Annotated in this window: 27 protein-coding genes and 2 riboswitches; of the genes, 10 read left to right on the forward strand and 17 right to left on the reverse strand. The window is 76.8% G+C overall.

All coding sequences use genetic code 11. From position 1 onward, the window contains the following. The first annotated feature begins 155 nt into the window (after positions 1 to 155). From BD833_RS14685 to BD833_RS14695, 3 genes are read left to right on the forward strand one after another with little or no spacing between them, the layout of a single operon-like run. A complete protein-coding gene (locus tag BD833_RS14685) occupies positions 156 to 794 on the forward strand; it encodes a flagellar brake protein (protein ID WP_166533885.1) in 639 nt (212 codons plus the stop codon). Between the two features lie 53 nt (positions 795 to 847). Further along, the gene (locus BD833_RS14690; RefSeq protein ID WP_166533886.1) at positions 848 to 2,551 is read left to right on the forward strand and encodes a P-loop NTPase family protein; all 1,704 of its coding nucleotides are present in this window, start codon (positions 848 to 850) and stop codon (positions 2,549 to 2,551) included. Continuing rightward, complete coding sequence (locus tag BD833_RS14695) at positions 2,548 to 4,152, forward strand: GTPase (protein ID WP_166533887.1); 1,605 nt, start codon at positions 2,548 to 2,550, stop codon at positions 4,150 to 4,152. Before BD833_RS14690 ends, BD833_RS14695 begins: the two co-directional genes overlap by 4 nt. An 11-nt stretch (positions 4,153 to 4,163) precedes the next feature. On the opposite strand, the gene BD833_RS14700 is transcribed toward BD833_RS14695, so the two are convergent. After that, positions 4,164 to 4,673, reverse strand: a complete 510-nt coding sequence (locus tag BD833_RS14700) for an ATP-binding protein (protein WP_166533888.1) — start codon at positions 4,671 to 4,673, stop codon at positions 4,164 to 4,166. 128 nt (positions 4,674 to 4,801) lie between these two features. Here BD833_RS14700 and BD833_RS14705 point away from each other — a divergent pair, with 128 nt between their 5' ends. Continuing rightward, positions 4,802 to 5,494, forward strand: a complete 693-nt coding sequence (locus BD833_RS14705) for a GAF and ANTAR domain-containing protein (RefSeq protein WP_166533889.1) — start codon at positions 4,802 to 4,804, stop codon at positions 5,492 to 5,494. On the opposite strand, the gene BD833_RS14710 is transcribed toward BD833_RS14705, so the two are convergent. Both BD833_RS14710 and BD833_RS14715 read right to left on the reverse strand, forming a co-directional pair. Next, on the reverse strand, positions 5,491 to 6,435 hold the full coding sequence (locus BD833_RS14710; RefSeq protein WP_166533890.1) for a nucleoside hydrolase: 945 nt from the start codon (positions 6,433 to 6,435) through the stop codon (positions 5,491 to 5,493). The genes BD833_RS14705 and BD833_RS14710 overlap by 4 nt on opposite strands. A gap of 32 nt (positions 6,436 to 6,467) precedes the next feature. Further along, entirely contained in the window at positions 6,468 to 7,838 is a 1,371-nt protein-coding gene (locus tag BD833_RS14715) for an APC family permease (RefSeq protein ID WP_208092676.1), read from the reverse strand. 327 nt (positions 7,839 to 8,165) lie between these two features. On the opposite strand from BD833_RS14715, the gene BD833_RS14720 reads away from it, so the two are divergent. After that, positions 8,166 to 9,161: a hypothetical protein gene (locus BD833_RS14720; RefSeq protein ID WP_166533891.1), complete on the forward strand. Its 996-nt coding sequence runs from the start codon at positions 8,166 to 8,168 to the stop codon at positions 9,159 to 9,161. 824 nt (positions 9,162 to 9,985) lie between these two features. Beyond that, the gene (locus tag BD833_RS14725; protein WP_166533892.1) at positions 9,986 to 12,502 is read left to right on the forward strand and encodes a SpoIIE family protein phosphatase; all 2,517 of its coding nucleotides are present in this window, start codon (positions 9,986 to 9,988) and stop codon (positions 12,500 to 12,502) included. 33 nt (positions 12,503 to 12,535) lie between these two features. On the opposite strand, the gene BD833_RS14730 is transcribed toward BD833_RS14725, so the two are convergent. The 10 genes from BD833_RS14730 to BD833_RS14775 all read right to left on the reverse strand — a co-directional run bounded on the left by BD833_RS14730 (position 12,536) and on the right by BD833_RS14775 (position 20,896). Further along, on the reverse strand, positions 12,536 to 12,958 hold the full coding sequence (locus BD833_RS14730; RefSeq protein WP_166533893.1) for an ATP-binding protein: 423 nt from the start codon (positions 12,956 to 12,958) through the stop codon (positions 12,536 to 12,538). Positions 12,959 to 13,068: 110 nt separating this feature from the next. After that, the gene (locus BD833_RS14735) at positions 13,069 to 13,830 is read right to left on the reverse strand and encodes an energy-coupling factor transporter transmembrane component T family protein (protein WP_166533894.1); all 762 of its coding nucleotides are present in this window, start codon (positions 13,828 to 13,830) and stop codon (positions 13,069 to 13,071) included. 7 nt (positions 13,831 to 13,837) lie between these two features. Further along, positions 13,838 to 15,211: an ABC transporter ATP-binding protein gene (locus tag BD833_RS14740; protein ID WP_243737682.1), complete on the reverse strand. Its 1,374-nt coding sequence runs from the start codon at positions 15,209 to 15,211 to the stop codon at positions 13,838 to 13,840. A 101-nt stretch (positions 15,212 to 15,312) separates the two neighbouring features. Then, entirely contained in the window at positions 15,313 to 15,948 is a 636-nt protein-coding gene (locus tag BD833_RS14745) for an ECF transporter S component (RefSeq protein ID WP_166533895.1), read from the reverse strand. Next, positions 15,947 to 16,052, reverse strand: a riboswitch (TPP riboswitch). It overlaps the preceding gene by 2 nt. A 58-nt stretch (positions 16,053 to 16,110) precedes the next feature. Further along, on the reverse strand, positions 16,111 to 16,716 hold the full coding sequence (locus BD833_RS14750) for a thiamine phosphate synthase (RefSeq protein ID WP_208092677.1): 606 nt from the start codon (positions 16,714 to 16,716) through the stop codon (positions 16,111 to 16,113). After that, entirely contained in the window at positions 16,713 to 17,546 is an 834-nt protein-coding gene (locus BD833_RS14755; protein ID WP_481748698.1) for a thiazole synthase, read from the reverse strand. Before BD833_RS14755 ends, BD833_RS14750 begins: the two co-directional genes overlap by 4 nt. Before the next feature lie 2 nt (positions 17,547 to 17,548). Next, complete coding sequence (gene thiS / locus BD833_RS14760) at positions 17,549 to 17,755, reverse strand: sulfur carrier protein ThiS (protein WP_243737683.1); 207 nt, start codon at positions 17,753 to 17,755, stop codon at positions 17,549 to 17,551. Continuing rightward, positions 17,752 to 18,894 (reverse strand): glycine oxidase ThiO, encoded by a 1,143-nt coding sequence (gene thiO, locus BD833_RS14765; RefSeq protein ID WP_166533897.1) that lies wholly within the window; start codon positions 18,892 to 18,894, stop codon positions 17,752 to 17,754. Before thiO ends, thiS begins: the two co-directional genes overlap by 4 nt. Next, complete coding sequence (gene thiE, locus BD833_RS14770; RefSeq protein WP_166533898.1) at positions 18,891 to 19,547, reverse strand: thiamine phosphate synthase; 657 nt, start codon at positions 19,545 to 19,547, stop codon at positions 18,891 to 18,893. The genes thiO and thiE overlap by 4 nt, the downstream gene beginning before the upstream one ends. Continuing rightward, entirely contained in the window at positions 19,544 to 20,896 is a 1,353-nt protein-coding gene (locus BD833_RS14775) for a purine-cytosine permease family protein (RefSeq protein ID WP_166533899.1), read from the reverse strand. Before BD833_RS14775 ends, thiE begins: the two co-directional genes overlap by 4 nt. After that, a riboswitch (TPP riboswitch) is annotated at positions 20,886 to 20,997 on the reverse strand. (Overlaps the previous gene by 11 nt.) 46 nt (positions 20,998 to 21,043) lie before the next feature. Between BD833_RS14775 and BD833_RS14780 the strand changes: the two genes are divergently transcribed. Continuing rightward, positions 21,044 to 21,637 carry a TenA family protein gene (locus tag BD833_RS14780; RefSeq protein WP_166533900.1) on the forward strand — a complete coding sequence of 198 codons (594 nt, stop codon included), beginning with the start codon at positions 21,044 to 21,046 and terminating at the stop codon, positions 21,635 to 21,637. Beyond that, positions 21,634 to 22,251, forward strand: a complete 618-nt coding sequence (locus tag BD833_RS14785) for a TenA family protein (RefSeq protein ID WP_166533901.1) — start codon at positions 21,634 to 21,636, stop codon at positions 22,249 to 22,251. Before BD833_RS14780 ends, BD833_RS14785 begins: the two co-directional genes overlap by 4 nt. Before the next feature lie 24 nt (positions 22,252 to 22,275). On the opposite strand, the gene BD833_RS14790 is transcribed toward BD833_RS14785, so the two are convergent. Both BD833_RS14790 and BD833_RS14795 read right to left on the reverse strand, forming a co-directional pair. After that, complete coding sequence (locus BD833_RS14790) at positions 22,276 to 23,571, reverse strand: Nramp family divalent metal transporter (RefSeq protein WP_208092678.1); 1,296 nt, start codon at positions 23,569 to 23,571, stop codon at positions 22,276 to 22,278. 96 nt (positions 23,572 to 23,667) lie between these two features. Continuing rightward, the gene (locus tag BD833_RS14795) at positions 23,668 to 24,423 is read right to left on the reverse strand and encodes a Mut7-C RNAse domain-containing protein (protein ID WP_166533902.1); all 756 of its coding nucleotides are present in this window, start codon (positions 24,421 to 24,423) and stop codon (positions 23,668 to 23,670) included. Between the two features lie 111 nt (positions 24,424 to 24,534). Between BD833_RS14795 and BD833_RS14800 the strand changes: the two genes are divergently transcribed. Both BD833_RS14800 and BD833_RS14805 read left to right on the forward strand, forming a co-directional pair. Further along, on the forward strand, positions 24,535 to 25,338 hold the full coding sequence (locus tag BD833_RS14800) for an SDR family NAD(P)-dependent oxidoreductase (protein WP_166533903.1): 804 nt from the start codon (positions 24,535 to 24,537) through the stop codon (positions 25,336 to 25,338). A gap of 21 nt (positions 25,339 to 25,359) precedes the next feature. Then, entirely contained in the window at positions 25,360 to 25,908 is a 549-nt protein-coding gene (locus tag BD833_RS14805) for a GNAT family N-acetyltransferase (protein ID WP_166533904.1), read from the forward strand. Positions 25,909 to 25,911: 3 nt separating this feature from the next. Here the strand turns inward: BD833_RS14805 and BD833_RS14810 are convergent, their stop codons facing one another. Together BD833_RS14810 and BD833_RS14815 are read right to left on the reverse strand one after the other, a co-directional pair. Beyond that, a complete protein-coding gene (locus BD833_RS14810; RefSeq protein WP_166533905.1) occupies positions 25,912 to 26,598 on the reverse strand; it encodes an alpha/beta hydrolase in 687 nt (228 codons plus the stop codon). After that, the gene (locus tag BD833_RS14815) at positions 26,595 to 26,804 is read right to left on the reverse strand and encodes a hypothetical protein (RefSeq protein ID WP_166533906.1); all 210 of its coding nucleotides are present in this window, start codon (positions 26,802 to 26,804) and stop codon (positions 26,595 to 26,597) included. Before BD833_RS14815 ends, BD833_RS14810 begins: the two co-directional genes overlap by 4 nt. Positions 26,805 to 26,812 lie beyond the last annotated feature (8 nt).

The following is a 26,812-nucleotide window of genomic DNA, read 5'->3' on the forward strand; positions in this document are numbered from 1 at the left end:
CCGGGACGGGGTACCGGCACGTCGCGAGCACGGCGTGGCGCCCCGGCGCGTCGCCGGACCGGGACGCGGCCGGCCGGGGGAGGGCGGCTACGGTTCCCGCGCGGGTGCGGCGACCGGACCGGCCGCCCGCCCGAGGTCCTGAGCGGAGAGGTTCCATGAGCAGCGTTCCCGGCGTCGACCACCCGGCGGAGCAGACCGAGGCGGAGGTGCGGCTGGCCGGCAGCAACGTCGCCGTCAGCGCCCGGGTCGAGGTGGTGCACGAGGGCGTCATCTCCGTCCGGCCCTCGGCGGGGGAGTACGTCGCGGACACCGTCGTGCAGCCCGGGGACCCTGTCGAGGTCTTCTGGAAGGGCGACGACGGCTATCGCGCGCTGCCGGCCGACGTGCTCGACGTCCAGCAGGGCGCGGTCGTGCGCTGGCGGCTGACCGTCACCGGCCCCGCCGAGCACAGCCAGCGGCGGGCCGCCGTCCGCGGCCAGGTCACCGTCCCGGTGCAGGCCACGTACGGCGGCGTGGACCTCGAGGGGAAGACCCTGGACGTCAGCGAGGCCGGCATCCGCGCGCAGTTCGAGGGCTTCGGCCTGGCGCCGGAGGCGGGCACGACGCTGGCCCTGACGATCGCCTTCGAGGACGGCCCGCTGCGCACCCGGGCCGAGGTCATCCGGCTGCAGACCAGGGCCACCCGCTGGATCATGAGCATCCGGTTCGTCGACATCCCCGAACGCGAGCAGGACCGGGTCCGCCGGCGGGTGTTCCAGGCCCTCCGCGAGGAGCGCGCCCGGCTCGCCGACTGACCCGACCGCGAACCGGCGGGTAGCCGACCGCGTCGCGGGGCAGAGCAGCAGGCGTGAGCCCGCCCCCGACCCGCCTGCCCGACGCGCTGACGCTCCTCCGCGACGGGCTGGCCGCCGCCCCCCTCGGGCTGGCCACCCCCGGCCGGGATCCCGCCGTCCGCGCCGCCCGGGGGGTCGTCGACCAGATCGACGACTACCTGCTGCCCCGGCTGCGCGACCTGGACGCGCCCCTGCTCACCGTCATCGGCGGCTCGACCGGCGCCGGCAAGTCCACCCTGGTCAACAGCCTGGTCGGCGCCCCGGTCACCACCGCGGGCGTGCTCCGGCCGACGACCCGCGCCCCGGTGCTGGTCTGCTCGCGGGCCGACGCGGCGAGCTTCGCCGGCGAGCGGGTGCTGCCGGGCCTCGCCCGGGTCACCGGCGGCGACGGCGGCCCGGGGACGGTGCAGCTCGTCGTCCGGGACGACGTCCCGGCGGGGCTGGCCCTGCTCGACGCACCGGACGTCGACTCGGTGGTCGCGTCCAACCGCGACCTGGCCGGGCAGCTGCTGGCCGCGGCGGACCTGTGGGTCTTCGTGACGACGGCGGCCCGCTACGCCGACGCCGTCCCGTGGGACCTGCTGCGCACGGCGCAGGAGCGGGGGACGGCGCTGGCCGTCGTCCTGGACCGCGTGCCGCCGGAGGCGTCGGCGGAGGTCGCCGCGGACCTGGCCGGCATGCTCGAGCGCGCGGGGCTGGCGTCGGCCCGCCTGTTCGTCGTCGAGGAACGCCCGCTCGCCGACGGCCGGCTGCCCGACGACCAGGTGGCGCCGCTGCGCGGCTGGCTGCACGGGCTGGCCGCCGACCAGGAGCAGCGCGCGGCCGTCGTCCGGCAGACCCTGGAGGGGGCGCTGGACAGCCTTGCGCAGCGCACCGGCGCGGTGGTGGGCGCGGTCGAGGAGCAGCTCACCGTGGCCGGGGCCCTGCGGGACGCCGCGGCCGCCGCCTACGACGGGGCCCGGGACGGCGTGGACGAGGGCATCCGCAGCGGCAGCCTGCTGCGCGGGGAGGTGCTGGCGCGCTGGCAGGAGTTCGTCGGCACCGGCGAGTGGATGCGGTCGCTCCAGCAGCGGGTCGGCCGGGCGCGGGACCGGCTGGCCGCCGCCCTGACCGGCCGGCCGGCCCCGGCGGAGAGCCTGCGGGGGGCGCTGGAGAGCAGCGTGGAGCACCTGCTGCGCGCCGAGGCGGACCGGGCGGCCGAGCGGACCGTCACCGCCTGGCGCGCACTCCCGGCCGGGCCCCCGCTGCTCGCCGGGGAGGAGCGGGAGCTGGCGCGGGTGTCGGCGGACTTCCCGGAGGCGGCGGCGGCGCAGGTGCGGGACTGGCAGGGCGCGGTGCTCGAGCTGGTCCGCGAGGAGGGCGCGGACAAGCGCTCGAAGGCGCGACTGCTGTCCTGGGGGGTCAGCGGGACCGGCGCGGTGGTGATGGTGGCGGTCTTCGCGCAGACCGGCGGCCTGCTCGGGGGCGAGGTGGCCGTGGCCGGGGGCACGACCGCCATCGGCCAACGGGTCCTCGAGGCGGTGTTCGGGGACGCCGCGGTGCGCGCGCTGGCGGAGCGTGCCCGCGCGGACCTCCGCGAGCGGGCCGACGGCCTGCTGGCCTACGAGCAGGACCGCTTCGACGCGCGGGTGGCCGCGGTGGCCCCCGGCCCGGCGGCCGCCGACGAGCTGCGCGCGGCGACCGCGGCGCTCGCCGGGGCCCGGCGGGCGGGCGCATGAGGGGCGCGGACCGGAGCCTGGCGGACCGGCTGGGTGCGCTGCGGGAGGCCGTGGAGGTGGCCGAGGGGCGGCTGGACGCCCCCGAGGTGGGCCGGGCGCGGGCCGTGCTGGCCAAGGCCGGGGCCCGCGAGGCCCTCGGCGACGCGACGGTCGTGGCGCTGGCGGGAGCCACCGGCAGCGGCAAGTCCACGCTGTTCAACGCGCTGTCCGGCAGCGAGGTGAGCACCCCCGGCGTCCGCCGGCCGACCACCGGCGTCGCGCACGCCACCGTCTGGGGCGGCCCCGACGACGGGGCTGACCGGCTGCTGGACTGGCTGGAGGTGCCCCGCCGGCACCGGCGGGAGCCCGAGCCGGCCCTGGACGGGCTGGTGCTGCTGGACCTCCCCGACCACGACAGCGTCCGCCTGGAGCACCGGCTCGAGGTGGACCGGCTGGTGGGGCTGGTCGACGTCCTGGTGTGGGTGCTGGACCCGCAGAAGTACGCCGACGCCGCCGTCCACGAGCGCTACCTCGCCCCGCTGGCCGGTCACGCCGGCGTGCTGCTCGTCGTGCTCAACCAGGTCGACCGGCTCGATCCGCAGGCGGTCCGCGCCTGCCTGGAGGACCTGCGCGGACTGCTGGACCGGGAGGGGCTGGCGGCCACGCCCCTGCTGGCCGTCTCGGCCCGGACCGGCGCCGGGCTGGCGGAGCTCCGCGGCGAGCTGGCCCGCCGCGTGGGGGCCCGGCGGGCGGCGACCGAGCGGCTGGTCGCCGACGTGCGCGGCAGCGCCGCGGCTCTCGCCGTGCACTGCCCGGAGCCGACGGCCGGGCGCAACCGGAAGTGGGGGCGGTCGGCGGCCGGCGCGGAGACCACCGACGAGCTCGCCGACGCCCTGGCCGAGGCCGCCGGGGTGCCCACCGTCACCGCCGCGGTCGAGCGCTCCACCCGCCGGGCGGGCACCGGCCGCACCGGCTGGCCGCTGCTGCGCTGGACGCGCCGGCTGCGCTCCGACCCGCTGGGCCGGCTGCACCTGGGCGACGACCGGGCCCGGACCTCGCTGCCGGCGACCGGCGCGGTGGAACGGGCCCGGATGGCCACCGCGGTGCGCGAGGCCCGGGACGCGGCGGGGGAGGAGCTGGCGCCGGGGTGGCGGGAGGAGCTCCGGCGGACCGCGGAGGTGTCGGAGGACCGGCTCGCCGACGCGCTGGACCGGGCGGTGGCCGGCACCGACCTGGGGCCGGAGCGGGTGCCCCTGTGGCAGCGGGCGGCCGGCGGGCTGCAGTGGCTGCTGCTGGCCACCGCCCTGGTCGGGGCGCTGTGGCTGCTCGCCCTGGTCGGACTGGGCTTCCTCCAGCTCGACGACGTCCTGCCGGTCCCCCGCGTGGAGGGGCTGCCCCTGCCCACGCTGCTGCTGGCCGGCGGGCTGCTGGCGGGGCTGCTGCTGGCCCTGGTGTGCCGGCCGCTCGTGGCGCTGCGCGCGCGGCGCCGGGCCCGGACGGCCGACCGGCGGCTGCGGGCCGCCGTGCGGGGGGTGGCGCAGGAGGAGCTGCTGGCGCCCATGGCGGAGGTGCGGGACGACGCCGCCCGGTTCTGCGCCGCCGTCACCACCGCCGCGCGGTGACGCCGGTCCGTTCAGTCGCGGGAGATGCCGGGTGAGCGCTGCTCGGGGAGCCGGTCGCGGAACGGCTCGACCGGCTCCCGGCCGGTCGGCAGCAGCGCCCAGACGTGCTTGCGGCCGGGCCGGCCCTCCCAGCCGTAGGCGGTGGACAACTGGGCCACCAGGTGCAGCCCCATGCCGCCGAGGGCCGGGTCGCGGTCGACGGCGGGCACCGGCGGGCTGTCCGGCGCCTCGTCGCTGAGGTCCAGCAGCCAGCCGGCTGGTCCGGCCACCACCAGGGCACGGACGTCACCGCCGCCGTGCCGCAGCGCGTTCGAGGCCAGCTCCTCGAAGACCAGGAGCAGGCCGTCGCGGGCGTCCTCGGTCGAGGCCGAGGAGACCGACGGGTGCGCGATGCGGGCCCGGAGATCGGTGCGCACCCGGGAGACGACGTGCATGGCCTCCAGCTGCCAATGCCAGACGTCGCCGGGAACCGAGGGGACGGGCGCGCTCGGCCACGCGTCGGGGGCCAGCTCGTCGGCCATCGCTTCCTCTCGCGTCTGCTGCGCGGGCGGTACCGGGTGGTCCCGGCCGCTGCCCCATCCTGGCCGATGCGCAACCGCGGCGCAGCGGGGGGCGGGTCCGGGCACGCCGAGCAGGCACAATCTGTGACATGGAGCAGCTGCTGCGCGACCTGAGCCGCGTCACCCTGGTGGACCGGGAGCTGACCGACGTGCTCACCGAGGTCACGCGCATCGCCGCGCGGGGCATCCCGGGGGCCGAGGCGTCGTCCATCACGCTGATCCGCAACGAGCGGCCGTTCACGGCGGCCCACCACGGCCAGATGGCCCTGGACGCCGACGAGCTGCAGTACGCCCACGGCGGCGGGCCCTGCGTGGACGCCGGCCGCGGCGGTGTGCTCCTGCGCGTCGACGACATGCACGTCGAGCAGCGCTGGCCCGACTACGTGGCGCACCTCGTGCAGGAGACGCCGGTGCGCAGCTCGCTGTCCATCCCGCTCCCGTACCAGGGCTCCTCGATCGGCGCGCTGAACAACTACTCGACGCAGGTGGCGGCCTTCGACAGCCCGGAGTCGCTGCGCGCGGGGCTGGAGATCGCCGAGGTCGTCGCGGTCGCCGTCGCGAACGCCGATGCGCACTGGCTGGTGGTCGAGCAGGCCCGCAACATGGGGTTGGCCATGGAGTCGCGCGCGGTGATCGAGCAGGCCAAGGGGGTGCTCATGGCGCAGCAGCACGTCGACGCCGACCAGGCGTTCGAGATCCTCCGGCAGGCGTCGCAGCGCTACAACCGCAAGCTGCGGGACATCGCGGCCGGCATCGTCGAGGGCACGCAGGTCCGTCGCTAGCCGTCCAGCCGGGCCAGCCGGGAGACGAGGAACTCGACGGCGGCGTCGCTGTCGACGGTCTCCGCCACCTCCACGGCGGTGGCGGAGGAGGAGACCGACCGGCGGTCGACCAGGGTCTGCCCCCGGCCGGCGCCGAGGGTGGTGTCGACGACGACGTCGCGCCGCACGGTGCCGAGGGTGCCCGGCGCGATCGCCTCGGTGAGCGCCAGCGCGTCGTGCACGACCACCCCGGCGACCCCGTAGGCGTCGCGGGCGTGGTCGACGTACTGCTGCAGGATCGCCGCGGCGGTGCGCCCGACGGGCCCGGCGGCGGCGAACCGGGCGATGCCCGTCTCGGTCAGCACCGTGGGCAGGGTGACGTCCAGCCCCACCAGGACGGTGGGGACGGCGGAGCCGAGCACCGCCCGGGCGGCCTCGGGGTCGGACCAGATGTTGAACTCGGCCGCAGCGGTCACGTTGCCCCCGCGGGAGGCGGACCCGCCCATCACCACCAGGCGGCCGATGCGGTCGGCGGCCGCCGGGTACACGGCCAGCAGCAGCGCGATGTTGGTGAGCGGCCCGATGGCGGCCACGGTGACCGGGACGGGCGAGGCGAGCAGGGTCTCGGCCAGGGCGACCACGGCCGGGCGGGGATCCGCCGCCGCCGGGGACGGCGGGAGCTCCACCCCGCCCAGCCCGGCCAGGCCGTGGACGTGCCCGGCCCGCTCCGGCTGCGGGTGGACCAGCGACGCCCGGGCCCCGGCGGCGACCGGGACGTCGGAGCGGCCGGCCAGGTGCAGCACCCGCAGGGCGTTCTCGGTGACCTGGTCCAGCTCCACGTTGCCGTGGACCGTGGTGACCAGCCGCAGCTCCACCTCCGGGCTGGCCAGGGCCAGCAGGACGGCGAGGGCGTCGTCGATGCCGGGGTCGGTGTCGATCACCAGCGGGATGCGGTCGGGCACCGGCGCATCCTGCCAGCCGGCGCTGCGCGGGCTCAGGCCGCCGGGGAGGTCCCGGCGTCCGCGGACTCCCCGGAGGACCACCACGGCGCGCGGGCCAGCAGGTAGAGGACGACCCCCACCGCGAGCTCCGCGCCGGCGAGCAGCCAGGTGCGGCCCTCCTGCTGCCACAGGAGGAGCAGGCAGGAGGCGATCGCGAGCACCGGCACGACCGCCGGGGCCTGGAAGTGCTCCTGCTCGACCCGGTCGCGGCGCAGCACCAGCACGGCGATGTTGGTGCTGAGGAAGACCAGCAGGAGGAGCAGCACGACGGCGTTGGCCAGCGCGCCCAGGTCACCGACGAGCGTGAGGCCCATGGCGACGGCGGTGGTCAGCACGATCGCCACCCACGGCGTGCGGCGGCCGGGGAGCACCCGCCCCAGCGGGCGGGGGAGCAGCCGCTGCTCGGCCATGCCGAACACCAGCCGGCTGGCCATGATCATCGTGAGCAGGGCGCCGTTGGCCACCGCCACCAGCGCGACCAGGCTGAACAGCTCGTCGGGGATGCCGGCGTCGGCGGCCTGGACCACGGCCAGCAGCGGACCGGACGAGCCGGCCAGCTCGTCCGGCGCGAGCACCACGGAGGCCGCCAGGCCGACCAGCAGGTACACCACGCCGGCGACCAGGAGGGCGCCGAACAGCGCGCGGGGGTAGACCCGGCGGACGTCGCGCACCTCCTCCGCGACGTTGGCCGACACCTCGAACCCGACGAAGGAGTAGTAGGCGACCAGGGCCGCCGCCAGGACGCCGGAGGCCACCGACACCCCGGCCGGGAACTCCAGCACCCGGCCCGCGTCGCCGTCGCCCCGGCCGAGGACGACGGCGCCGAGGACGACCACCAGGACCAGCCCGGAGACCTCCACCACCGTCATGACCACGTTCGCCCGGACCGACTCCTGGATCCCCCGGGCGTTGAGCAGCCCGACGAGCAGCAGGAAGACCAGCGCGGCGGGGACGGCGGGCACGTCGAGGAAGACGCCGAGGTAGTCGCCGGCGAACGCGAGCGACAGCCCGGCGGCACTGGTGACCCCGGCCGCGAGCATGCAGAAGCCGACGAGGAAGGAGATCAGCGGGCTGCCGTAGGCGCGCTCGGCGAAGACGGCGGAGCCGCCCGCCCGCGGGTACTTGGTGACCAGCTCGGCGTAGGACGCCGCGGTGAGCAGCGCCAGCCCCAGGGCGACCAGCAGCGGCACCCAGACGGCCCCGCCGACCTCGCCGGCGATCACCCCGATCAGCGCGTAGATCCCCGCGCCCAGCACGTCGCCGAGGATGAACAGGAACAGCAGCCGGCCGCTGATCGCGCGCCGCAGCCGGGTGGGTTCGGTCGCGGCGGGCTCGGTGCCGGCGGCGGTTCCATGATCACTCACCGGCAGAGTCTGGGCAGGGGCCCGCCGGTCCGGCAATTCGGCGGGTGCCCCGACCGGGCGAGACGCCCGACACGCCAGCCCCGCCGGGGCCCGTCCGAGGTGACCGACCGCCGGATCGGCCGTCCCCACGCTCGCGCAGGCGTGGGCTGTCGACAAGGGCACGGCCCGGAGGGCGGGTCACCGGCCGGTGCGGGAGGACCCCGCAACGGTTCGGTCACGCGGCTCCGGGAGGGGGTCGCAGGAGCGCCTCGCCGGCCCTCGGGATCCCTACCTTTCTCCTTGTCCGCGGCACCTTCCCCAGTCGCGGACACGACTTCGGGAGGCGACATGAGCAGCAGCCAGCGGGCCGTCCGGCAGCCCGTCGCCGACCCCTCCGGGCGCCAGGCGGCCGGCACGCTGGCCGGGCTGATCGACGTCCTCGACCGCGCCGACGGTGCCCCCGCGCGCCGGCGTCCCGTGCACCGGAACGGCGCCCGTCCCGGGCCGCTGCGCTCGGTGCAGCCGGCGCCCTCGGCCCGCGCCGCGCGGGTGGCCGCGGCGCCGGTCCTGACGCCGCGCGTGGTGGTCGTGCCCGACCGCGTGCGCCGGCCCCTCGGCGGACTGCGCGGCATCGCCCGGCGCATGGCGCTGTGGGGCGCGGGCGACCAGGGCGAGCACCTCGCCTGGCGCACCCCCGAGCCGCCCGCGCCGGTGCGCGGCGCCCGCCGCGCCGCCGTGCGGTCCTTCGGCCACCGGATGGCGCTGTGGGGTGCCGGCGCGCACGGCGAGCACCTCGCCTGGCGCGCCTCCGCCGCCCCGGCGCCGGCCCGTCCGGCGCTGCGCGACCTCGACCCTCCCGTGGTGCTGCGCGAGCTGCCCAGCACCCCCTCGATCCAGCCCGTGGCGCCTTCCCCCGCCGCGGCGCTCCTTCCCGCGGGACCGGCCTCGTCGCCGGGGTCGCGGACCGGTACGGCCGCATCGAACGCGACCGCCCGCCCCTCCCACCCGAGTTCCACGGAACCCCTGGTCCGGCCGCTGCCCCGCGTGGGCACGCGTCCGCCGCGGGACTGGCCGTCCTCGGGTCGGTACGGGGCGCGGTCCACGCCGCCGTCCCTCCCGGTCCGCCCCTCCGGCCCGACGAGCCGCCTCCCCGGGGTGCCGGCACCGCGATCCCCACGGGGCAGCGGTGGAGCCGGGGCCCGGGGTGACCCGGCCGGCTACCCGGTCAGGGGCTCGCCCCTCCCGCCGCGACGAACCGGGCCCGCGATCGGCTCCGACCCCGGAGCCTTCCGTCCGCGGGCACCCTCGTCGCACCCCCGCCCGGCGCCGCCCGCGCCGAGCTGAACCGCAGCGCGACCACGGCAGCCAGCCGCGGCACGCCGTTCCTCCGCTCTCCTGTCGAGCACGCCGGCACCGGCCACCTCCCTTCCCCGGGTGGCCGGGACCGTCGACCCGGCTCCTGAGCACCTCCTCCCCCGGCCGACCTCGGCCGCACCTGGCCCACCTCCGACGGTGCCCCTCCGGGCGCCCGCAGACCGTTCCGCTCGACCGATCCGGCCTCGTCCCCCCGCACGGCTCCCGCACCGCCGGGAGCGCGCGGACCCTCCTGGGAGGCACGGATCGCCGGCGGCCGGACTGCCCGGCGCCCGCGAACCGTCGCGGTGGAGCACAGGACCCTGCCGGTGCCCGGCGGCGCGCCCCCCGCGTCCGCCCGGGTCTCTGACCGCAGGCTCCTGGCCGGGCCCGCGGCACGGGAGCGCCCCCGGTCACCGACCGGCGCGGAGGACGTGCCCGGGAACCTGGTCCGGCGATCCGCCCGGCGCTCCGGGACTCCGCGGGGGACGGTGCGCCCCGCGAGGCACGGAAACGCGCTCGGTGGACGGAGGAACACCCGTCCTCGCACCTCCCGCCGCACGGCGGGCGCCCGCCGGAGCGCGGGCCGGGACCAGCCACCGGTCCCGGTCCCCCGGCCGGGCGCCCGCCCCGGCCCCCGAGCTCCCGCACCCTGACGGGCCACCCCTGCCCCCCGGGCTCCGCCCCGGCCGCCACCCCCTGCACTCCGTGCCGGGACGCGCACGTCGGGTCCGCTGGTGTGGAACCCTTTGACGCGACCGCCCGGCACCGAACCGCCGGCGGCGTACCGCAGGCCTGGGGGAGGGGACGCCGCCGTGACCTCCGCCGACACCTCCGTCGGGTCGCCGTCGGCCGCCCGCCTCGAGACGGCGCGCCGGCTGGTCGCCGAGGCGATGGGGTCGCGCAGCCTCCAGCGCCTCACCGACCTCGCCGCGAGGCTGCTCGACTGCGAGGTCGCCCAGGTCTCGCTGCTCGGTGAGGTGCAGACGGCCGTGGCCGGCAGCGGCCTGCCGCCGGGCGGCATCGGCATGCAGCGGCCGCTGGACGACTCGCTGTGCGCGATCGCCGTCAGCACGGACGGCCCGCTGGTCGTGGCCGACGCCGTGCGCGACGGCCGGGTGCGCGACCGGGCGCCGGTCCGCTCGGGGAGGATCGGCGCCTACCTGGGCATCCCGCTGCGGGTGGACGGCGGCGAGCCGATCGGCGCCCTGTGCGTCTACGGGTCCCGGCCGCGGAGCTGGAGCGACCAGGAGGTCGCGCTGCTGCGCCAGATCGCCGACTCGGTCAGCACCGAGCTGCAGCTGATGTCGCTCACGGCGGAGTACGAGGCGCACCGGCTGCGCACCGAGCTGGCCATCGACGCCGCCGGCATCGGCAGCTTCGACTGGAACCTGGTCACCGGGCGGCTGCTCTGGGACGACCGGATGCTGACCCTGCTGGGCTACGAGCGGGCCGACTTCGACGAGTCCATCGGGTCGTTCGTGACGCGGGTGCACCCGGATGACCGGGAGCGCACGCAGGAGGCGCTGCAGAGCGCGATCGAGACGGTCGGGGAGTACGAGGCGGAGTTCCGCGTCGTCCTGCCCTCCGGGGAGACCCGCTGGATCCGGGGCCGCGGCCGGGCGGTCGCTGACGACCGCGGGACGGCGGTGCGGCTGCTGGGCGCAGGATACGACACCACCCCGCAGCGCCAGGAAGACGTGCGGATCGCCCGGCTGCTGGAGGCGATGAAGGCGGCGTTCTTCTCGCTGGACCGGGACTGGCGGTTCTCCTACGTCAACGCGGAGGCCGAGCGGGTGCTCGGCGCCGCCCGTGAGCAGCTGATCGGGGGTGTCGTCTGGGAGCTGTTCCCGGCCGCCGTCGGCAGCGACTTCGAGCGCTACTACCGGGCGGCGGTCGCCACCGGTGACCAGCAGATGTTCGAGGCGTACTACCCGCCGCCGCTGGACGCCTGGTTCGAGGTGCGGGCCTGGCCCACCCCGGACGGGCTGTCGGTCTCCTTCCTCGACGTCACCGAACGCCGGGCCGCCGAGGAGCAGGCGCGGCGGAGCACCGCCCGGCTCGGCCTCGTGGCGGACACCACCACCGCCGTGTCCGCCCCGCTGGACGGCGGCCGGCACGAGGAGGAGGCCCTGCAGCGGGTCGCCGAGCTGCTGGTGCCCGAGCTCGGTGACTGGGTGATCATCAGCCGCGCCGACCCCGAGGGACGGCTCCGGTACGTCGCCGGCTGGCACCGCGACCCGGCGCTGCGCGACGTGGTCACCCGCTACGCGCGCACCCGGCTGGCCGCGCTCCCGCCCGACGCCCCGGTGCTGCGGGCGATCGCCTCCGGCGAGGCGCTCGTCGTCCCCGACGTCGGGGCCACGGTCGGCGCGACGCTGCCGCCGGGTGAGGTGAGCGAGGCGTTCTGGGCGCTGCGCCCGCAGTCGGCGCTGACCCTGCCGCTCGCCGCCCGCGGCCGGACCCTCGGCGCGCTCAGCATCTACCGGTCTGCCGATCGCCCGCAGTTGGACGACGAGGACGCCTCGGTGGCCCGGGACGTCGCCGGCCGGGTGGCGCTGGCGCTGGACAACGCCCGGCTCTACGACCAGCAGCGGCGGCTGGCCGAGGGGCTGCAGCGCAGCCTGCTCACCGCCCCGCCGCAGCACGACTCCTCCGAGATCGTGGTGCGCTACCACCCCGCGATGGCCGTCGCGGAGGTCGGCGGCGACTGGTACGACGCCTTCCTCCAGCCGTCGGGCGCCGCGATGCTGGTCATCGGCGACGTCGTGGGCCACGACACCGAGGCGGCGGCCGCCATGGGGCAGCTCCGCGGGATGCTGCGGGGGATCGCCTACCGCGAGGGCATCGGCCCGGCCGGGGTGCTCACCGACCTGGACGCCGCCATCCAGGGGCTGCGGATGGGCACGCTGGCCACCGCCGCCATCGTTCGCCTCGAGCAGACCGACGCCGAGCGCGCCGCTGGGCGCACCCGGCTGCGCTGGTCGAACGCCGGGCACCCCCCGCCGCTGGTGCTCCACCCCGACGGCAGCGTGGAGGAGCTGGCCGGGGAACGCGCCGAGCTCATGCTCGGCGTGGACGCGGGCACCAGCCGCTCGGAGTCGGTGGTCACGGTGCTGCCCGGCAGCACCGTCCTGCTCTACACCGACGGGCTGGTCGAGGGCCGCGACCTCTCGCTCGACGAGGGCATGGCGCGGCTCCGGGCCGCGCTGGGCGAGCTGTCGGGGGAGTCGCTGCCGGACCTGTGCGACGCGGTCATCGAGCGGCTGCGCCCCGAGGGCCTGCAGGACGACGTCGCGCTGGTGGCGCTGCGGCTGCACCCGCAGCACTGACCCGCCGCACCGACCGGAGGCGGGGGCCGGGATTCAGCGGGGGAGCAGCGCCCAGACGTGCTTGGCCCCGCCGTCGACGTACCAGCCGTGCTGCGCGGCGAGCTCCGCGATCAGGTACAGGCCGAGCCCGCCGAGGCTCGGGTCGCGACCGACCGCCGGCGCCGGGGGCGTGTGCGCGGCGTCGTCGGAGACGTCGATGAGGTAGGCCGAGCCGGTGCCGCGGAGCGCCGCGCGCACCCGCCCGCCGCCGTGCCGCAGCGCGTTGGATGCCATCTCGTCCAGCGCCAGCACGAGCCGGTCGAGGAGGTCGGCGGTGGCGGTGCCGGTGAGCTCGGCCCGCACCTGCGCGCGCACGGCGGGCAGCTCCGCGACGTCGGCCAGGCGCCAGGAGAGCAGGACCTCCGCCGCGGGCGGGGATGCCGACGGCCAGATGCTGCCGGCCGCCTGCCCAGTCACGCGGGTGCCCCTCCTCGGTCCAACGGCCGGCGGATCGCGTGCAGGCCGAACAACCTCGTATCGGCCGTGGAGGGAGCCGCCAAACATGATGTAGCGCAGATCACTCTGCGTCACCCCACGAAGACTGGCGACCACGCTCCGCTGACCACGCTCAGGCCCACCGCGAGCGCGCAGACCGCTGCTGTGACGACGACGAACCACGCATCGCGCCGGCGCAGCCGCGACCCCCGCGCGTTGGAGCGCGGGACGCCGGAGTCGAAACCGCGGGCGTCCATGGCGGTGGCGAGCCGGGAACCACGGCGGACGGCGCCGACCAGCAGCGTGAACGCCACCCCCGCCAGCAACCGCACGCGGGCCACCGGGTTGCGCCCGGCCTCCACCCCGCGGGTCCGGCGGGCCAGGCGGACCGCCTCGAACTCGGCCACCAGGAGCGGGGCCAGCCGGAGCGCGGCCAGGGCTCCGTAGGCGAAGCGGGTGGACACCCGCCAGTGGATGGTCAGCGCGTCGGCCAGCCGCACCGGATCGGTGGCGGCGACCAGCAGCACCCCGGGCAGGGCGAGCGCGATCACCCGCAGCGCCAGCCCCACGCCGGTGAGCGGATCGGCGTCCCGCGCGAGCAGCACGTTGACCACCCCGACCGAGGCGGCCCCCAGCAGCAGCGGCCAGGTGCGGCGCCACAGCTCCCGGAGATCGGTCAGGCCGGCGGCGGGCAGCAGGCACAGCTCGGCGGCGAGGACGACGGCCGGGGTGACGACGTCGAGGCTGGTGAGCAGCACCAGCGTGACGATGCCGATGGCGGTCAGCTGCGCCACCGGGTTGATCCGGGACAGCGGCACGTCGGCGACCGGGCCGAGGGACAGCGGGACGCTCATCCCGCCCTCACAGCGCGAGCTCGGCGTCGGCCAGGGCGCCGACCAGGTCGGCGTCGTGGGTGACCGCCACGACCGCGCACCCGCGGGCCCGCTGCTCGGCCAGCAGCGTCACCACCTCCCGCCAGGTGGCGGCGTCCTGGCCGAAGGTGGGCTCGTCGAGCACCAGCACCCGTGGCGAGGTGGCCAGCACGGTCGCCACCGAGAGCCGGCGCTGCTGCCCACCGGACAGGGTGTAGGGGTTGGCCTCGGCGAACGGGGTGAGCCCCAGCCGCTCGAGCAGCTCCTCGGCGGTCGCCCGCGCGGCAGCTGCGCCGGAGCCGGAGCGCAGCGGCCCGAGGGCCAGCTCGTCCCGCAGCCGGCCGGTGAGGAACTGCTGCTCGGGGTGCTGGAAGACGGTGCCGATGCGGGTGACCAGCTCGCCGGCCCGCCAGCGGACCGGTGCCCGCCCGCCACCCCGCACCCCGGCGGCCAGCTCCGCCGCCGCGACCACCTGGCCGGTGGTCGGCGCCCGCAGGCCGGCGAGCAGCAGGGCGAGGGTCGACTTGCCCCGCCCGTTGCCGCCGGTGACGGCCAGGGCGGTGCCGCCGCGCACGGTGGCGTCCACCGGCCGCAGCGCCGGCTCCGGGGCGCCGCGGTAGGTGAAGCCGGCCGCCTCGGCGGTGAGCAGGACCGGCCCCCCGGCCGCCGGGGGCAGCTCGAGCCCCGCCGCCCGGGACGGCGGGCGCCATCCGGCCGGCTGCTCGACGAGGCCGTCGGGGCCGAGCTCGACCACCCGGTCGACCAGCGGCAGCCATGGTCCGGCGTCGTGGTCGACGACGAGGACGGTGGTCCGCCGGTCGGCGGTGGCCCGGGCCACCGCCGACCGGACGAGGGCCGCCCCGTCGGGGTCGAGCTGGGCGGTCGGCTCGTCGAGGAGCAGCAGCCCCGGCCGTCGGGCGAGGGCGCCGGCGAGCACCAGCCGCTGCTTCTCCCCGCCGGAGAGCGCCTGCGTCGGCCGGTCCCGGCCGTAGCCGAAGCCGACCGCCCGCAGCGCCTCGTCCACCCGCGGCCAGATCTCCTCGGCGGGCAGGCCGGCGTTCTCCAGGCCGAAGGCGACGTCGTCTCCGGCCCGGGTCATGACCAGCTGGCTGTCCGGGTCCTGGGCCAGCATCCCCAGGCGCCCCCGCGCGGCGGCGGGCGGAATGCCGTCGACGGTGAGCTCGCCGGTCTGCTCGGCCGACTCCGGGTCGAGGATCCCCGCCAGCGCGGCCAGCAGCGTCGACTTGCCCGCGCCCGAGGCGCCGGTGAGCAGCACCCGCTCACCCGGCTCGACCACCAGGTCCACGCCGGCCAGCGCCCACGCCCGCCGCGAGGCGTGCCGGATCCCGAGGCCACGGGCCACGACCCGGGACGGGCTCCCCTTCCCCGAAGGTCGGGCTCTGCTCCCCCCTGTGGGCAGAGCCCGACTCTCCGGAGAACCTCTCCTGAGCACCTCGCGCCGGGTCAGACGCGGGTGCGGCCCGCGGCGAACGCGCTGAGCGCTCCGGTGCGGGCCAGCGCGCGCACGAGCAGCAGGCCGACGACCCCGGCGAGCAGCACGCTGGAGAGCACCGTGGCGACGACGTAGGGCAGCGTGAACACCCAGAACGGGTAGTCGGCGGACACCGGGTAGTAGAGGCTCAGGTCGAGGATCGACGTCGACAACCCGGCGGTGATCGCGGCCAGGATCGCGGTGCCCCAGCCGAAGCTGCGGTAGCGGGTGAGCAGGAACCCGAGCTCCGCGCCGAGCCCCTGCACCAGGCCGTACCAGACGATGATCAGGCCGTAGGGCGATCCGAGCAGCAGGCTCACCGCCGCGGCGATGGTCGAGGCGAACGTGGCCGCTCCCGGCTTGCGCACCAGCAGCCCGGCGACCACCCCGGGCATCAGGTACACGCCGTTGAGCAGCCCCTTGATCGGCGGGAAGAAGTCCAGCGGGGTGCTCGCCACCTCGCTGAACAGGTTCCACGCCCAGAAGACGGCGCCGAAGGCGACGCCCAGGACGGCGGTGACGATGATGTCGACGGTGCGCCAGCGGACGGGACCGGGCTGCTGCTCGGTGGTTCCGGCGGACGACGGATGGACGGCCGGTCGGGCCATGTCTCTTCCTCCAGGCTCCCTGCGCCGGCATGACCCGGATCAGGTTCGAGGGTCTGCGGGATGATCCGCACTCTCAGCGCCGAAGCGCTCCCCTGCTGCGTGTTCGGTTGTCGTGGCCGAGCCTACGACCGTTCCGCCTGCGCCGGCGGAGGGGGTGACCGTTCACGCAGCGCCCGTCCTGAGCGCCGCCAGGTAGGCGCGGACCGCGTCGGGCTCGCGCATGACCGGGCCCATCACGGCCACGCCCCGGGCCCCGGCCCTCAGGCAGTCCGGCACGTCGTCCGGCCCGACGCCGCCGAGCGCGTAGACCGGTGGGGCGCCGGGGACCAGGGCGGCGAGCCCCGCCGGCCCCAGTGCGGGGCCGTAGCCGGGTTTGGACGCGGTCAGGAAGACCGGCGAGACGAAGACGTGGTCGCAGCCCTCCTCCGCGGCCCGCGCGACCTCGGCCGCGGAATGGCAGGACCGACCGACCACGGCCGGGCGGATGTCGGGAAAGGGGTCGTCCGCCGCCAGGTGCACGGCGGGGGTGCCCTCACTGCCGCGCGCCCCGGCCCACACCAGAACCCCGCCCACCGGCGCGAGCACGGCCCGCAGGTCGGTGGCGATCGCGGACCGCTCGGGCAGCGGCAGGTCCTTCTCCCGCAGGACGACCGCGCGCGCCCCGGCCGCCACGGCCGTGCCCACCGTGTCGGCGAGGTCCCCGCGGCACTGCGTGCGGTCGGTCAGCACCAGCAGCCGGGGGAGCGGCCCCGGCCCGGGGCGGGTCACAGGTCGGGGAGCCCCTGCATCGGGGTCGAGGCCTCGGCGTGCCAGCGGCGGGGGATGCGCCCGGCCCCGGCGGCCAGCCGCCCGGCCTCGACGGCCTGCCGCATGGCCAGCGCCATCCGCTCGGGATCCCGGGCACGGGTCACCGCGGAGGCCAGCAGCACGCCGTCGCACCCGAGCTCCATGGCCAGCGCCGCGTCCGACGCGGTGCCGATCCCTGCGTCCAGCAGGACGGGTACGGACACGGCATCGCGCAGTAGCGCGATGTTGTGCGGGTTGCGGATTCCGAGCCCGCTGCCGATGGGGGAGCCCAGCGGCATGACGGCGGCGCAGCCCGCATCGGCCAGCCGGCGCCCGAGGATCGGGTCGTCGGAGGTGTAGGCGAGCACACGGAAGCCGTCGGCGACGAGTTGCTCGGCGGCGTCGAGCAGTTCCACGCCGTCGGGCAGCAGGGTGTGCTCGTCCCCGATGACCTCGAGCTTCACCCAGTCCGTGCCGAAGGCCTCCCGGGCGAGCCGGGCGGTCAGCACCGCCTCGCGCGCCGTGTGGCAGCCGGCGGTGTTGGGCAGTAGCCGCACCCCGCAGCGGTCGAGCACCTCGGACATCGCTCCGCTGGAGGAGGCCTCCACCCGGCGCAGCGCCACGGTGACCAGCTGGGTGCCCGACGCCCGGATCGCCCGTTCCAGGCTCTCCAGGCTGGGCGCACCACCGGTCCCGAGCAGCAGTCGCGAGGTGAACGTCTCCCCGGCCAGCTCGAAGGGGTCGGTGGCCTCCTCCCGGGCCAGGGCGGGGGCCAGGTCGGACGTGCGCGGGGTCGGCTCGGTACTCGGCACGGTCATCCTCCTGCGGTCGGGGCGAGCACCTCGAGGGCGTCGCCGGGCGAGAGCCGGGCCTGTGCCCAGCCGCTGCGCGGGACGACGTCGCCGTTGAGGGCGACCGCGACGCGGTCGTGCCCGCCGCTGCGCTCGGCGACGACGTCGGCCACGGTCGTGTCGTCGGCGACGTCGGCGGTGGTGCCGTTGACGGTCACCTGCATGGTCATCGGCTCCCGGACGGATCGGTGGGTGGGTGGTCGGTCGGAAAGCGGTCGGCGGTGAACGGGGCGGCGAGCTCCGGCAGCTGACCGCGGGACAGGTAGTCCGCGAGGATCTCGCCGGTCACCGGGGCGAGCAGCACGCCGTTCCGGTGGTGGCCGGTGGCCAGCGCCAGCCCGGGCAGCCCCGAGGGCCCGAGCAGCGGCGCGTTGTCCGCGGTGCCGGGCCGCCAGCGGGCCAGCGTCTCGACCAGTTCCAGCTCGCCCACCTCCGGCACGACGTCGATGGCGTCGTGCAGCAGCTCGTGGACGCCGCCGGCGGTGACCGTGGCATCGAAGCCCCGGTCCTCGACCGTCGCTCCGACGACCAACCGGTCGCCGGCGTAGGGGACGAGGTAGACCTGCCGTCCGCGGACGAGGGCGCGCACGGTGCCCCGGAGCAGGTCGGCCGCTCCCGCCAGCCGGAGGATCTGACCCTTGACCGGGCGTACCGGCAGCGGTGGGACACCGGGCAGGCCGGCGCTGTGGGCGCCGAGCGCGAGGACCACCGCGTCGGCCGCCAGCACCTCCCCCGACGGAAGCAGCAGGCCGGCGGCCCGGCCACCCTCCACGTGCACGCCGGCGACGCGCCGCTCCACCAGCCGCACCCCCGCCGCGCGAGCCGCGGCCAGCAGGCCGGCGTGCAGTGACCGCCCGTCGACGGATTGGTCCCCGGGCACCAGCAGGCCACCCCGCACCCGCGGAGTGAGCGATGGTTCCCGGCGGCGGGTGGCCCGGGGCGTCAGCCTGTCCGCGGCCAGGCCCAGTTCGCGCTGGAAGGCGTGCAGTGCGTCGAGGGCGCGCATGTCGTCGTCGTCGAAGCCGACCACCAGCGTGCCGGCGGTGCGCAGCCCGACCGGAACGCCGCCGGCGGCCTCCACGTCGGCGGCGAAGGCGGGCCAGCGCTCCAGCGAGGCCAGGCACAGCTGCAGCAGGGCCTCCTCGCCGTAGCCGGCCTCGGTGACCGGTGCCAGCATGCCGGCGGCGGCGTGGGAGGCGCCGGTGCCCGGGGCGTCGTCGACGACGGTGACGGTCAGCCCCCGCTGCGCTGCCCGCCAGGCCACCGACAGGCCGATCAGGCCGCCGCCGGCGACCGCCACGGCGGTCACGGGCCGGAGCCCGGCGGCCCGGTCCGCGCGCCGGCCATGGCGAGCGCACGGAGCAGTTCCGTGGTCGCGGCGCCCGGATCCGGCGCGGCGGAGACCGCGCCCACCACCGCCACGCCGGCCGCGCCGGCGACGACCAGGTCGGCGACCCGCTCGGCGGTGACCCCGCCGATGGCGATCACCGGGACGTCCACGGCCTCCGCGACGGCGCGGATGCCCTCCGGGCCCAGGGCGTCGGGCAGCCCGGCCTTCGTCGTCGTCGGCCACGACGGGCCCACGCCCAGGTAGTCCGCGCCCTCGGCCACGAGCTGCCGAGCCCGCTCCGGATCGCGCGCCGTGCCGCCGATCAGGTGCCCCGGACCGGCGACCCGGCGGGCCGCCGCGACCGGCAGGTCGGTGGCGCCCAGGTGGGTGCCCGCGGCGCCGACGGCGAGCGCGACGTCCACCCGGTCGTTGACCAGGCAGGTGACGCCGGCGGGGGCGCAGAGCGCCAGCACCTCGGTGGCGAAGTCGTACAGCACCCGGTCGGTGCAGTCCTTCGCCCGTACCTGGACGACCGGGGCGCCGGCGGCGACCGCGGCGGCCACCGCCACGAGGGCCGCGCGGCCGCCGCGGGCGTCGGTCAGGACGTGCAGGCCGCCCAGCCGGCGGGTCACGCGGCCGCTCCGCGGCGGTGCCGGACGACGCCGGGCGCGGTGACCACCAGGGTGAGGACCGCGGCCACCGCGAGGCTGACCAGCGAGGCCGACCACCCGTTGGCCGGGTCGATGCCCAGGTCGGCCTGCCGCTCGGTCCACCACGTCGTCCAGGCCGCACCCGGCCCGGCGAAGAAGGTGGGCAGCGTCAGCTGGTAGGCCACGAAGCCGGCCGCCCAGGGCAGCAACAGCGCCGGGCGGGCACGCGCGGTGTCGGACACGTCCCACGCTCCCCGCGGCAGCAGGTGGTAAGCGATGAGGAAGACCCCGATGAGCGGGACGAACACCGCACCGATCAGGAAGAGGAACGGCTCGTAGGCGGCGAGATCGAAGGCGAGGGCCAGGGTCGTGGCCACCACGCCGACGCCCAGGGCCAGCACGCGGCGGTCGAGCCGGGCGACCACGTTCTGCGCCGAGACCGCGGTCGAGTAGACGTTGGCGAACGCCTCGTCGACCTCCACCACGAGCAGCACCAGGACGGCGACCAGCCCGAGCGGGACGGCGAGCATGGCATCGATGACGTCGAGGCCGCCGCGGCCGTAGGCGGCCAGTGCGATCACCCCGAGGCTGAACATGGCCACGGTCGCCAGGCCGTAGCCGGACGCCGTCCCGACGAAGGCGGTCCGCCCGCGTCGGACGTGCCGGGTGTAGTCGGCCGCCAGCGGGAACCACGAGATCGGCAGCGCGATGACGATGTCGGCCGCCGTCCAGAAGGACGTCGCGCCGCCCTCGGTGACCGGGGGGAGCGGCTCGGACAGCACCTGGACGAAGAGGTAGCCGATGGCGGCGAGCGCCGCCCAGACGGCGTAGCGCGCGAGCACCCGCACGACACCGAGCGGGCGCAGCGCCATGAGGGTGGCGAAGGCCCCGGCGGCGAGCGCGAACGGCCAGCGCGGTGCGTCGAGGGCGCGGGCGGCGGCCTCGGCGATGATCAGGATCTCGAAGGCGGCCCAGCCGACGCACTGGACGAGGTTGAAACCGGTGGGCAGGAAGGAGGTCCGCCGGCCCAGCAGGCCGCGGAGCAGCACCATCGCCGGCACGCCCTCGCGGGCACCGGCGGCGGCACCCAGCCCGAGCAGCACCGAGCCGATGACGGCGCCGACGACGATGGCGCCGATCGTGTGCCACAGCGGCCGGTCGGCGAGGACGACGAAGGTGGCCGCCACCGGCAGCAGCAGGCTGACGCCCAGGCTGGCCCAGAGGCCGAAGGTCTCGCGCAGGCCGAGCGTCCGCGGCGGGGGCCCGGCGAGGGTGATCGGCGCGTCGCCGTCGACGGCGGTCGCGGAGTGCACGGGGTCGGTCGAGCGCATGGTCGCTCCCTACGCCGGCATTACCCGGTCAGGTTCGAGCGGTCGGCGGCGCGTCAGCCGCCCTCTCAGCCCGGTCGATCCGAGCTCCCGCATCACGGTCGGGGCCGTGACGCTGCCACCCTAGGCCGTCTCCTACAGTCGGCGCCCATGTGGGTCGCCGAGCTGCCCGTCCGCCATGCACGGGCCTGGGAACGGGCCACGCGGCACCCCTTCCTCGCCGCCGTGCGGGACGGCACGATCGCGCCGTCGGCGTTCGACACCTGGCTGGTGCAGGACGCCCGCTTCGTCGCCGACCTGCTGCGCTTCCAGGCGCGCCTGATCCCCCGGGCGCCCCGGCGGGCGCAGGAGGTGCTGGCCCGCGGCGCGCTGGCACTGGTCCAGGAACTGGACTGGTTCGAGGAGCAGGCCGTCGGCCGGGGGCTGGATCTCTCCGCGCCGGCGCTCCCGGCCACCACCGCCTACGCGGAGCTGCTGGAGCGGCTCGACGGCGCCGACGTCCAGGCCGCGCTGACCGCCGTGTGGACGATCGAGCGCACCTACCTCGACGCGTGGTCGGCGGCACTCCCGGGCGCACCGGCCTATCGCGAGTTCGTCGAGCACTGGACCGGTCCGGACTTCGGCAGCTACGTGCGGAGCCTGGCCGCGGCGGCCGACGCCTCCGGTGGGGGCGACGACGCCGTCTTCCGCGAGGTCGTCAGCGCGGAGATCGGGTTCTGGGACATGGCGGTGACGGCGGGGTGACCCTGTCCCACGATCTCTGGACTGCCGAGACCGGTCTCGCGACCGCGGCGCTGGAGCACCCCTTCGTGCAGGGCATCGCCGACGGCACGCTGCCGCGGGAGCGGTTCGCCGGATACGTGGCCCAGGACGCGTTCTTCCTCGAGTCCTTCGCCCGGGCCTACGCACTGGGGGTGGCGCACAGCGCCGACCGGACGTCCCTGGACGCCTTCGCCGACCTGCTCGCCGGCGTGCGGGAGGAGTTGCGCCTGCACGCCGGGTACGCGGACCGGTGGGGGATCGACCTGGCCGCCGTCGAGCCCTGGCCTGCCACGTCGGCGTACACGGACTTCCTGCTGGCGACGGCGTCCCTCGGCGGGGCGGCGCTCACCTGTGCCGCGATGACGCCGTGCATGCGGCTCTACGCCCACCTCGGGCAGTCGCTGGCCGGCCGGGCGGTCGGCCCCTACGAGGAGTGGGTGCGCACCTACGCCGACCCCGGGTTCGAGGAGCTCGCCGCCACCCTGGAACGGCTGCTGGACGACGTCGCGGACGACACCCCGGCGCTGCGGGCCGCCTACCGCCGGGCGATGGAGCTCGAGGTCGGCTTCTTCGACGCCGCCTGGCTGAACGCCTGACGCACCGGCGCCGACCCGGCCGGATCAGCCGAAGGCCAGGCCGATCAGCAGGTGGGCGTTGAGCCCGATGATCAGGACGGCGACCAGGCAGCCGGCGACGGTGGTGGTGCGGCGGTTCACCCAGCCGCCCATCAGGTCGCGACGGCTGGTCAGCCACAGCAGCGGCACGAGGGCGAACGGGATGCCGAAGGAGAGCACGACCTGCGACCAGACCAGGGCGGTCGTCGGGTCCCCGCCCAGCACCAGCACGGCCAGGGCCGGGGCCAGGGTGATCAGCCGGCGGGTGAGCACCGGGATGTGCCGCTTGAGGAACCCGGCCATGACGACCTGCCCGGCGTGCGTGCCCACCGAGGAGGAGGCGAAGCCGGAGGCCAGCAGGGCGAGGGCGAAGGCGAGGGCCGCGCCGGTGCCCAGCTGGTCGCCGAGCCCGGCGTGCACGCCCTCGAGGCTGTCGACGCCGCTGTCGCTGGTGAACAGCTGCGCGGCGATGACCAGCATCGCGGCGTTGACCAGCCCGGCCAGGCCCATGGCCACCACGATGTCGATGCGCTGCGCCCGCAGCAGCCGGCCCCGGCCCTCCCGGGTGCGGCCCGCGGTGACGGAGTCGCCGTAGCGGCCGGGGGTGAGGGCCGAGTGCACGTAGATCACGTGCGGCATCACCGTGGCGCCCAGGATCCCGGTGGCCAGCACGATGCTCTCGGCGCCCTCGAAGGAGGGCACCATGCCGTCGGCGAGCCCGCCCGGGTCGACGCCGGCGCCGAGCAGCGTGTAGCCGAACCCGATCCCGATGACCAGCAGCAGGCCGGCGATGACCCGCTCGAACGGGCGGTACCCGCGGGACTGCGCGGCGAGCAGGATGAACGCGACGACGGCGGTGATGACGCCGCCGATCGGCAGCGGCACCCCGAACAGCAGGTACAGCGCCACCGCGCCGCCGACGATCTCGGCCAGGTCGGTGGCGATCGCCACCGCCTCGGCCTGCAGCCACAGCGCCCGGGTGACCGGCTTGGGCATGGTCTCGCGGCAGAGCGTGGCCAGGTCGCGCCCGGTGGCCAGCCCGAGCTTGGCGGTCAGCGACTGGATCAGCATCGCCATGAGGTTCGCCGCGACGATGACCCAGAGCAGCGTGTAGCCGAAGGCGGCGCCGCCGGAGAAGTTGGTCGCGAAGTTGCCGGGGTCGACGTAGGCGACGGCGGCGACGAAGGCCGGACCGAGCATCGACCACAGCCGGCGGCGGCCCGGGGCCGGGCGCACGGGGCGCTGCGCGGGGGAGCGGAGCGTCGTCGGCAGGACGGCGGCCTCGGTCTTCGACAGGTACACGTGGGCCTCGCAGGCGGTTCTCGGTGGGCGGTCGCTCCTGTCCTGCCCGCCCGGGGTGTCACGCCGGGGCCGACCCGTGGCCCGCGGGGGCCAAGGTCAGCCTCGCCTTCCTGCAGCCGACCGCGCGGCGGCCACCAGGGCGTCGATGCGGCCGGCGTGCGCGCCGCGCCAGTACACCTGGCCGCAGGAGACGCACCGGGAGAACTCGGCGTGGCTGCGGAGGGTGCCCGGCTCGAGCAACGGGGCCACCTCCGCTGTCGGCACCGGCCGCACGACGCCACCGCAGGCCGGGCACCGGGTCAGCGGCGCGAGCTCGGGAGCGAACCGGTCGAGGACGTCGGTGAGCTGGTCGTCGGTCCCCGCACCGCGGACCAGCGCGCCGCGGGCCAGGGCCCGGCGCATGAGCAGGCCCCGGTCCTGGGTGAGCAGCACCCGGTCCTCCTCGTCGGCCCGGGTGACCAGGTCGGCGTCCTCCGCCCGGTTCGACCAGGCCGCGTCCAGCCCGAGCAGCCGCAACCGGCGGGCCAGCGTGCCCAGGCCGACGTCCAGCAGGTACCCGCCGTCCGGGGCGGGCTCCGGCCGGGCCACCTCCTCGAGCGCCACCGTGCTGCCGGGTCGTGCGCGGGCGGTCAGGGGCGCCGGCTGTCCGTCCAGCCGTACCGCCCCGATCTCGGTCGGCGGCACGCCGGCCGCCCGCACCAGGTGGCCGAGCGTGGCGTCCGGGTCGAACCGGAGACGCCGCATCCCGTCGGCCCGGTCCCGCGGAGGGAGCAGGAAGCGCAGCGCCGGGGGGAGGGCGACGGTCACCGCCCCGGGGACGTCCGGCGCCGGAACGTCCCGCGGAGCACCCATGCCACCGCCCTACCCAGCGGGCCGCGATCGGGCACCCGTGCCGGGAGGGGTGAGACGGGCGCGTTCTGGGCACGGACCGGTCCGTCCGCCACCCCTGCCCCTGGAGGTCTCGTGTCCGAATCCGCGCCCCGCCCGCTCGCCCTCGTCACCGGTGCCTCCAGCGGCATCGGGTTCGAGCTGGCCAAGCAGTTCGCTGAGCACGGCTTCGACCTCGTCGTCGCCGCGGAGGACGCCGAGCTGGAGACGGCGACCGCGCAGCTGCGGGCCGCCGGCGCCGCCGTCTCGCCGGTGCGGGCCGACCTGACCCGCCGCGAGGACGTGGAGAAGCTCGTCGCCGCCGTGCGGGGCTCCGGCCGGCCGCTGGCCGCGGCCGCGCTGAACGCGGGCGTCGGGGTCGCCGGCCGGTTCGCCGAGACCGACCTCGAGGCCGAGATCGGCATGGTGGAGCTCAACTGCGTCTCGACGCTGCACCTGGCCAAGCGCGTGGTGCAGGACATGGTGGCCCAGGGGGAGGGACGGATCCTGTTCACCTCGTCGGTGGCCTCGCAGGCGCCCGAGCCGTTCCAGGCCGTCTACTCCGCGACGAAGGCGTTCGTCCAGTTCCTCGCCCTCGGCATCCGGGAGGAGCTGGCCGGCACCGGCGTCACGGTGACCGCGCTGCTGCCCGGCCCCACCGACACCGAGTTCTTCGACCGCGCCGACGCCACCGACACCAAGCTCGGCGCGAGCGACAGCAAGGACGACCCCGCGCAGGTGGCGAAGCAGGGCTTCGAGGGCCTGATGAAGGGCGAGACCTCGGTCTTCGCCGGCTCGGTCACCAGCAAGCTCATGGGCCGGCTCTCGGCGCTCATGCCCGACGCCATCGCCGGCAAGACCCACAAGCCCATGACGGCGCCGGGGTCCGCCGGGAAGTGACCGGTCGGGCACGATGCCGGGATGGAGACGCCGGAGCTGGACGCGGCGCCCCTGCTGCTGCGGCCCTGGGGGGACGAGGACGCCGACGCCGTCCTCGCCGGCCAGACGCAGGACCCGGCCTCGCTCCTGTGGGCCGGCGGTAGCGACCTCCGCAGCCGGGACGACGCCGTCGCGCGGATCGACCGGATGCGGAACGGGGACGACCGCGCGTCCTGGGCCGTGGTGGACGGCGCGACGGCGGCGCTGCTCGGCTCGGTGAGCGTGTACTCGATCGATCCGCAGCGGGGGACCGCGGAGGTGGGCTACTGGACCGCCTCCGGCGCCCGGGGGCGCGGCCTGGCCCCGCGGGCGGTGGACGCCGCCTGCCGCTGGGTGTTCGGTGCGCTCGCGGTCGACCGCATCCAGCTCTTCCACGCGGTCGAGAACACCGCCTCGGGGCGGGTCGCGGAGAAGGCGGGCTTCACGTTTGAGGGGCGGTTGCGCCGGTCGCACCGCTACGGCGACGGGGTCAAGCACGACGAGCTGCTCTGGGCCCGGCTCGCCGACGACCCGGTGCCGCGGCTCGGCTGAGCCTCAGAGGGGGACGCTCAGCCCCTCCGGCGCCGGCCGGTCCAGCGCCGCGGCGAGGTCGGGCCGCACCGGGGCCAGGCCGGCACCGGCCAGCACGACGTCGCGCACGAAGGTGTGCCACCGGTGGGCCGAGCGGAGCATCCCGTGCCCGCCGGCGATGGTGAAGCGGGCCACCCGCGCACCGGCCCGCTGCGCCCGGACGGCGTAGTCCGCGGACAGCTGCGCGGGCACCCACCGGTCGCCGCTGCCGTGCAGGATCGCGACAGTGCGCCCGCGCAGGTGGTCCACCGGCTCCCCCGGCGGTGTCCAGGGGGCCAGCGCGCACACCGCCGCGACGCCGTCGTGCCCGCCCGCGCGCAGCACCGCCCGGCCGCCCATGGAGTGCCCGACCAGCACGACCGGCAGCTCGCCGTGCTCGGCCCGGATCCGGTCCAGGGCCCAGCGGACGTCGGCGTAGGCGTCCGCGGCCGCGCCGTTCCACCCGGCCACCCGGTAGCGGAGCAGGCAGGTGGTGAGGCCGCGGTCGGCGGCCGAGGTGGACACGAACGTCTCGATGGCCCGCATCCGCACCAGCGACAGGGCCCGCTCCTTGGGCGGATCGAGGCTGGCCACCGTCCCGCCGTGGCAGAACAGCGCCACCGCCCGCGGCGTCCCGGCGGCGGGCCGGGTCTCCAGGACCGGCTCGGTCACCCGCGGCGCCCCCGCCGCCCACCCCGCAGGGTGTCCCGGGCGCGGTCGCCGAGGTCGCCGGCCTTGAGCAGGGCGCCGCTGACGGCCGACGGCCCGCGGCGGCGCTCCAGCGCCCGTCCCAGCCGGCGCAGCACTCCGGTGGCCAGGGGGACGACGACGGTCAGGATCAGCCACATGCGCAGCCGGCGGGTGAAGAAGAGCCACATGCGGCCTC

The sequence above is a fragment of the Blastococcus xanthinilyticus genome (assembly GCF_008124835.1).
In the GTDB taxonomy this organism is placed as follows: Bacteria; Actinomycetota; Actinomycetes; order Mycobacteriales; family Geodermatophilaceae; genus Blastococcus; species Blastococcus xanthinilyticus.

What these genes read in the sequence shown, in the direction of transcription:
- BD833_RS14720 (WP_166533891.1), top strand. Translation starts at nt 8,166, where the DNA reads ATGAGCAGCAGCCAGCGGGCCGTCCGGCAGCCCGTCGCCGACCCCTCC.
- BD833_RS14735 (WP_166533894.1), bottom strand. Translation starts at nt 13,830, where the DNA reads ATGAGCGTCCCGCTGTCCCTCGGCCCGGTCGCCGACGTGCCGCTGTCC.
- BD833_RS14780 (WP_166533900.1), top strand. Translation starts at nt 21,044, where the DNA reads ATGTGGGTCGCCGAGCTGCCCGTCCGCCATGCACGGGCCTGGGAACGG.
- BD833_RS14695 (WP_166533887.1), top strand. Translation starts at nt 2,548, where the DNA reads ATGAGGGGCGCGGACCGGAGCCTGGCGGACCGGCTGGGTGCGCTGCGG.
- BD833_RS14745 (WP_166533895.1), bottom strand. Translation starts at nt 15,948, where the DNA reads ATGGCCCGACCGGCCGTCCATCCGTCGTCCGCCGGAACCACCGAGCAG.
- BD833_RS14705 (WP_166533889.1), top strand. Translation starts at nt 4,802, where the DNA reads ATGGAGCAGCTGCTGCGCGACCTGAGCCGCGTCACCCTGGTGGACCGG.
- BD833_RS14685 (WP_166533885.1), top strand. Translation starts at nt 156, where the DNA reads ATGAGCAGCGTTCCCGGCGTCGACCACCCGGCGGAGCAGACCGAGGCG.
- BD833_RS14700 (WP_166533888.1), bottom strand. Translation starts at nt 4,673, where the DNA reads ATGGCCGACGAGCTGGCCCCCGACGCGTGGCCGAGCGCGCCCGTCCCC.
- BD833_RS14795 (WP_166533902.1), bottom strand. Translation starts at nt 24,423, where the DNA reads ATGGGTGCTCCGCGGGACGTTCCGGCGCCGGACGTCCCCGGGGCGGTG.
- BD833_RS14805 (WP_166533904.1), top strand. Translation starts at nt 25,360, where the DNA reads ATGGAGACGCCGGAGCTGGACGCGGCGCCCCTGCTGCTGCGGCCCTGG.
- thiS (WP_243737683.1), bottom strand. Translation starts at nt 17,755, where the DNA reads ATGACCATGCAGGTGACCGTCAACGGCACCACCGCCGACGTCGCCGAC.
- BD833_RS14775 (WP_166533899.1), bottom strand. Translation starts at nt 20,896, where the DNA reads ATGCGCTCGACCGACCCCGTGCACTCCGCGACCGCCGTCGACGGCGAC.
- BD833_RS14815 (WP_166533906.1), bottom strand. Translation starts at nt 26,804, where the DNA reads ATGTGGCTCTTCTTCACCCGCCGGCTGCGCATGTGGCTGATCCTGACC.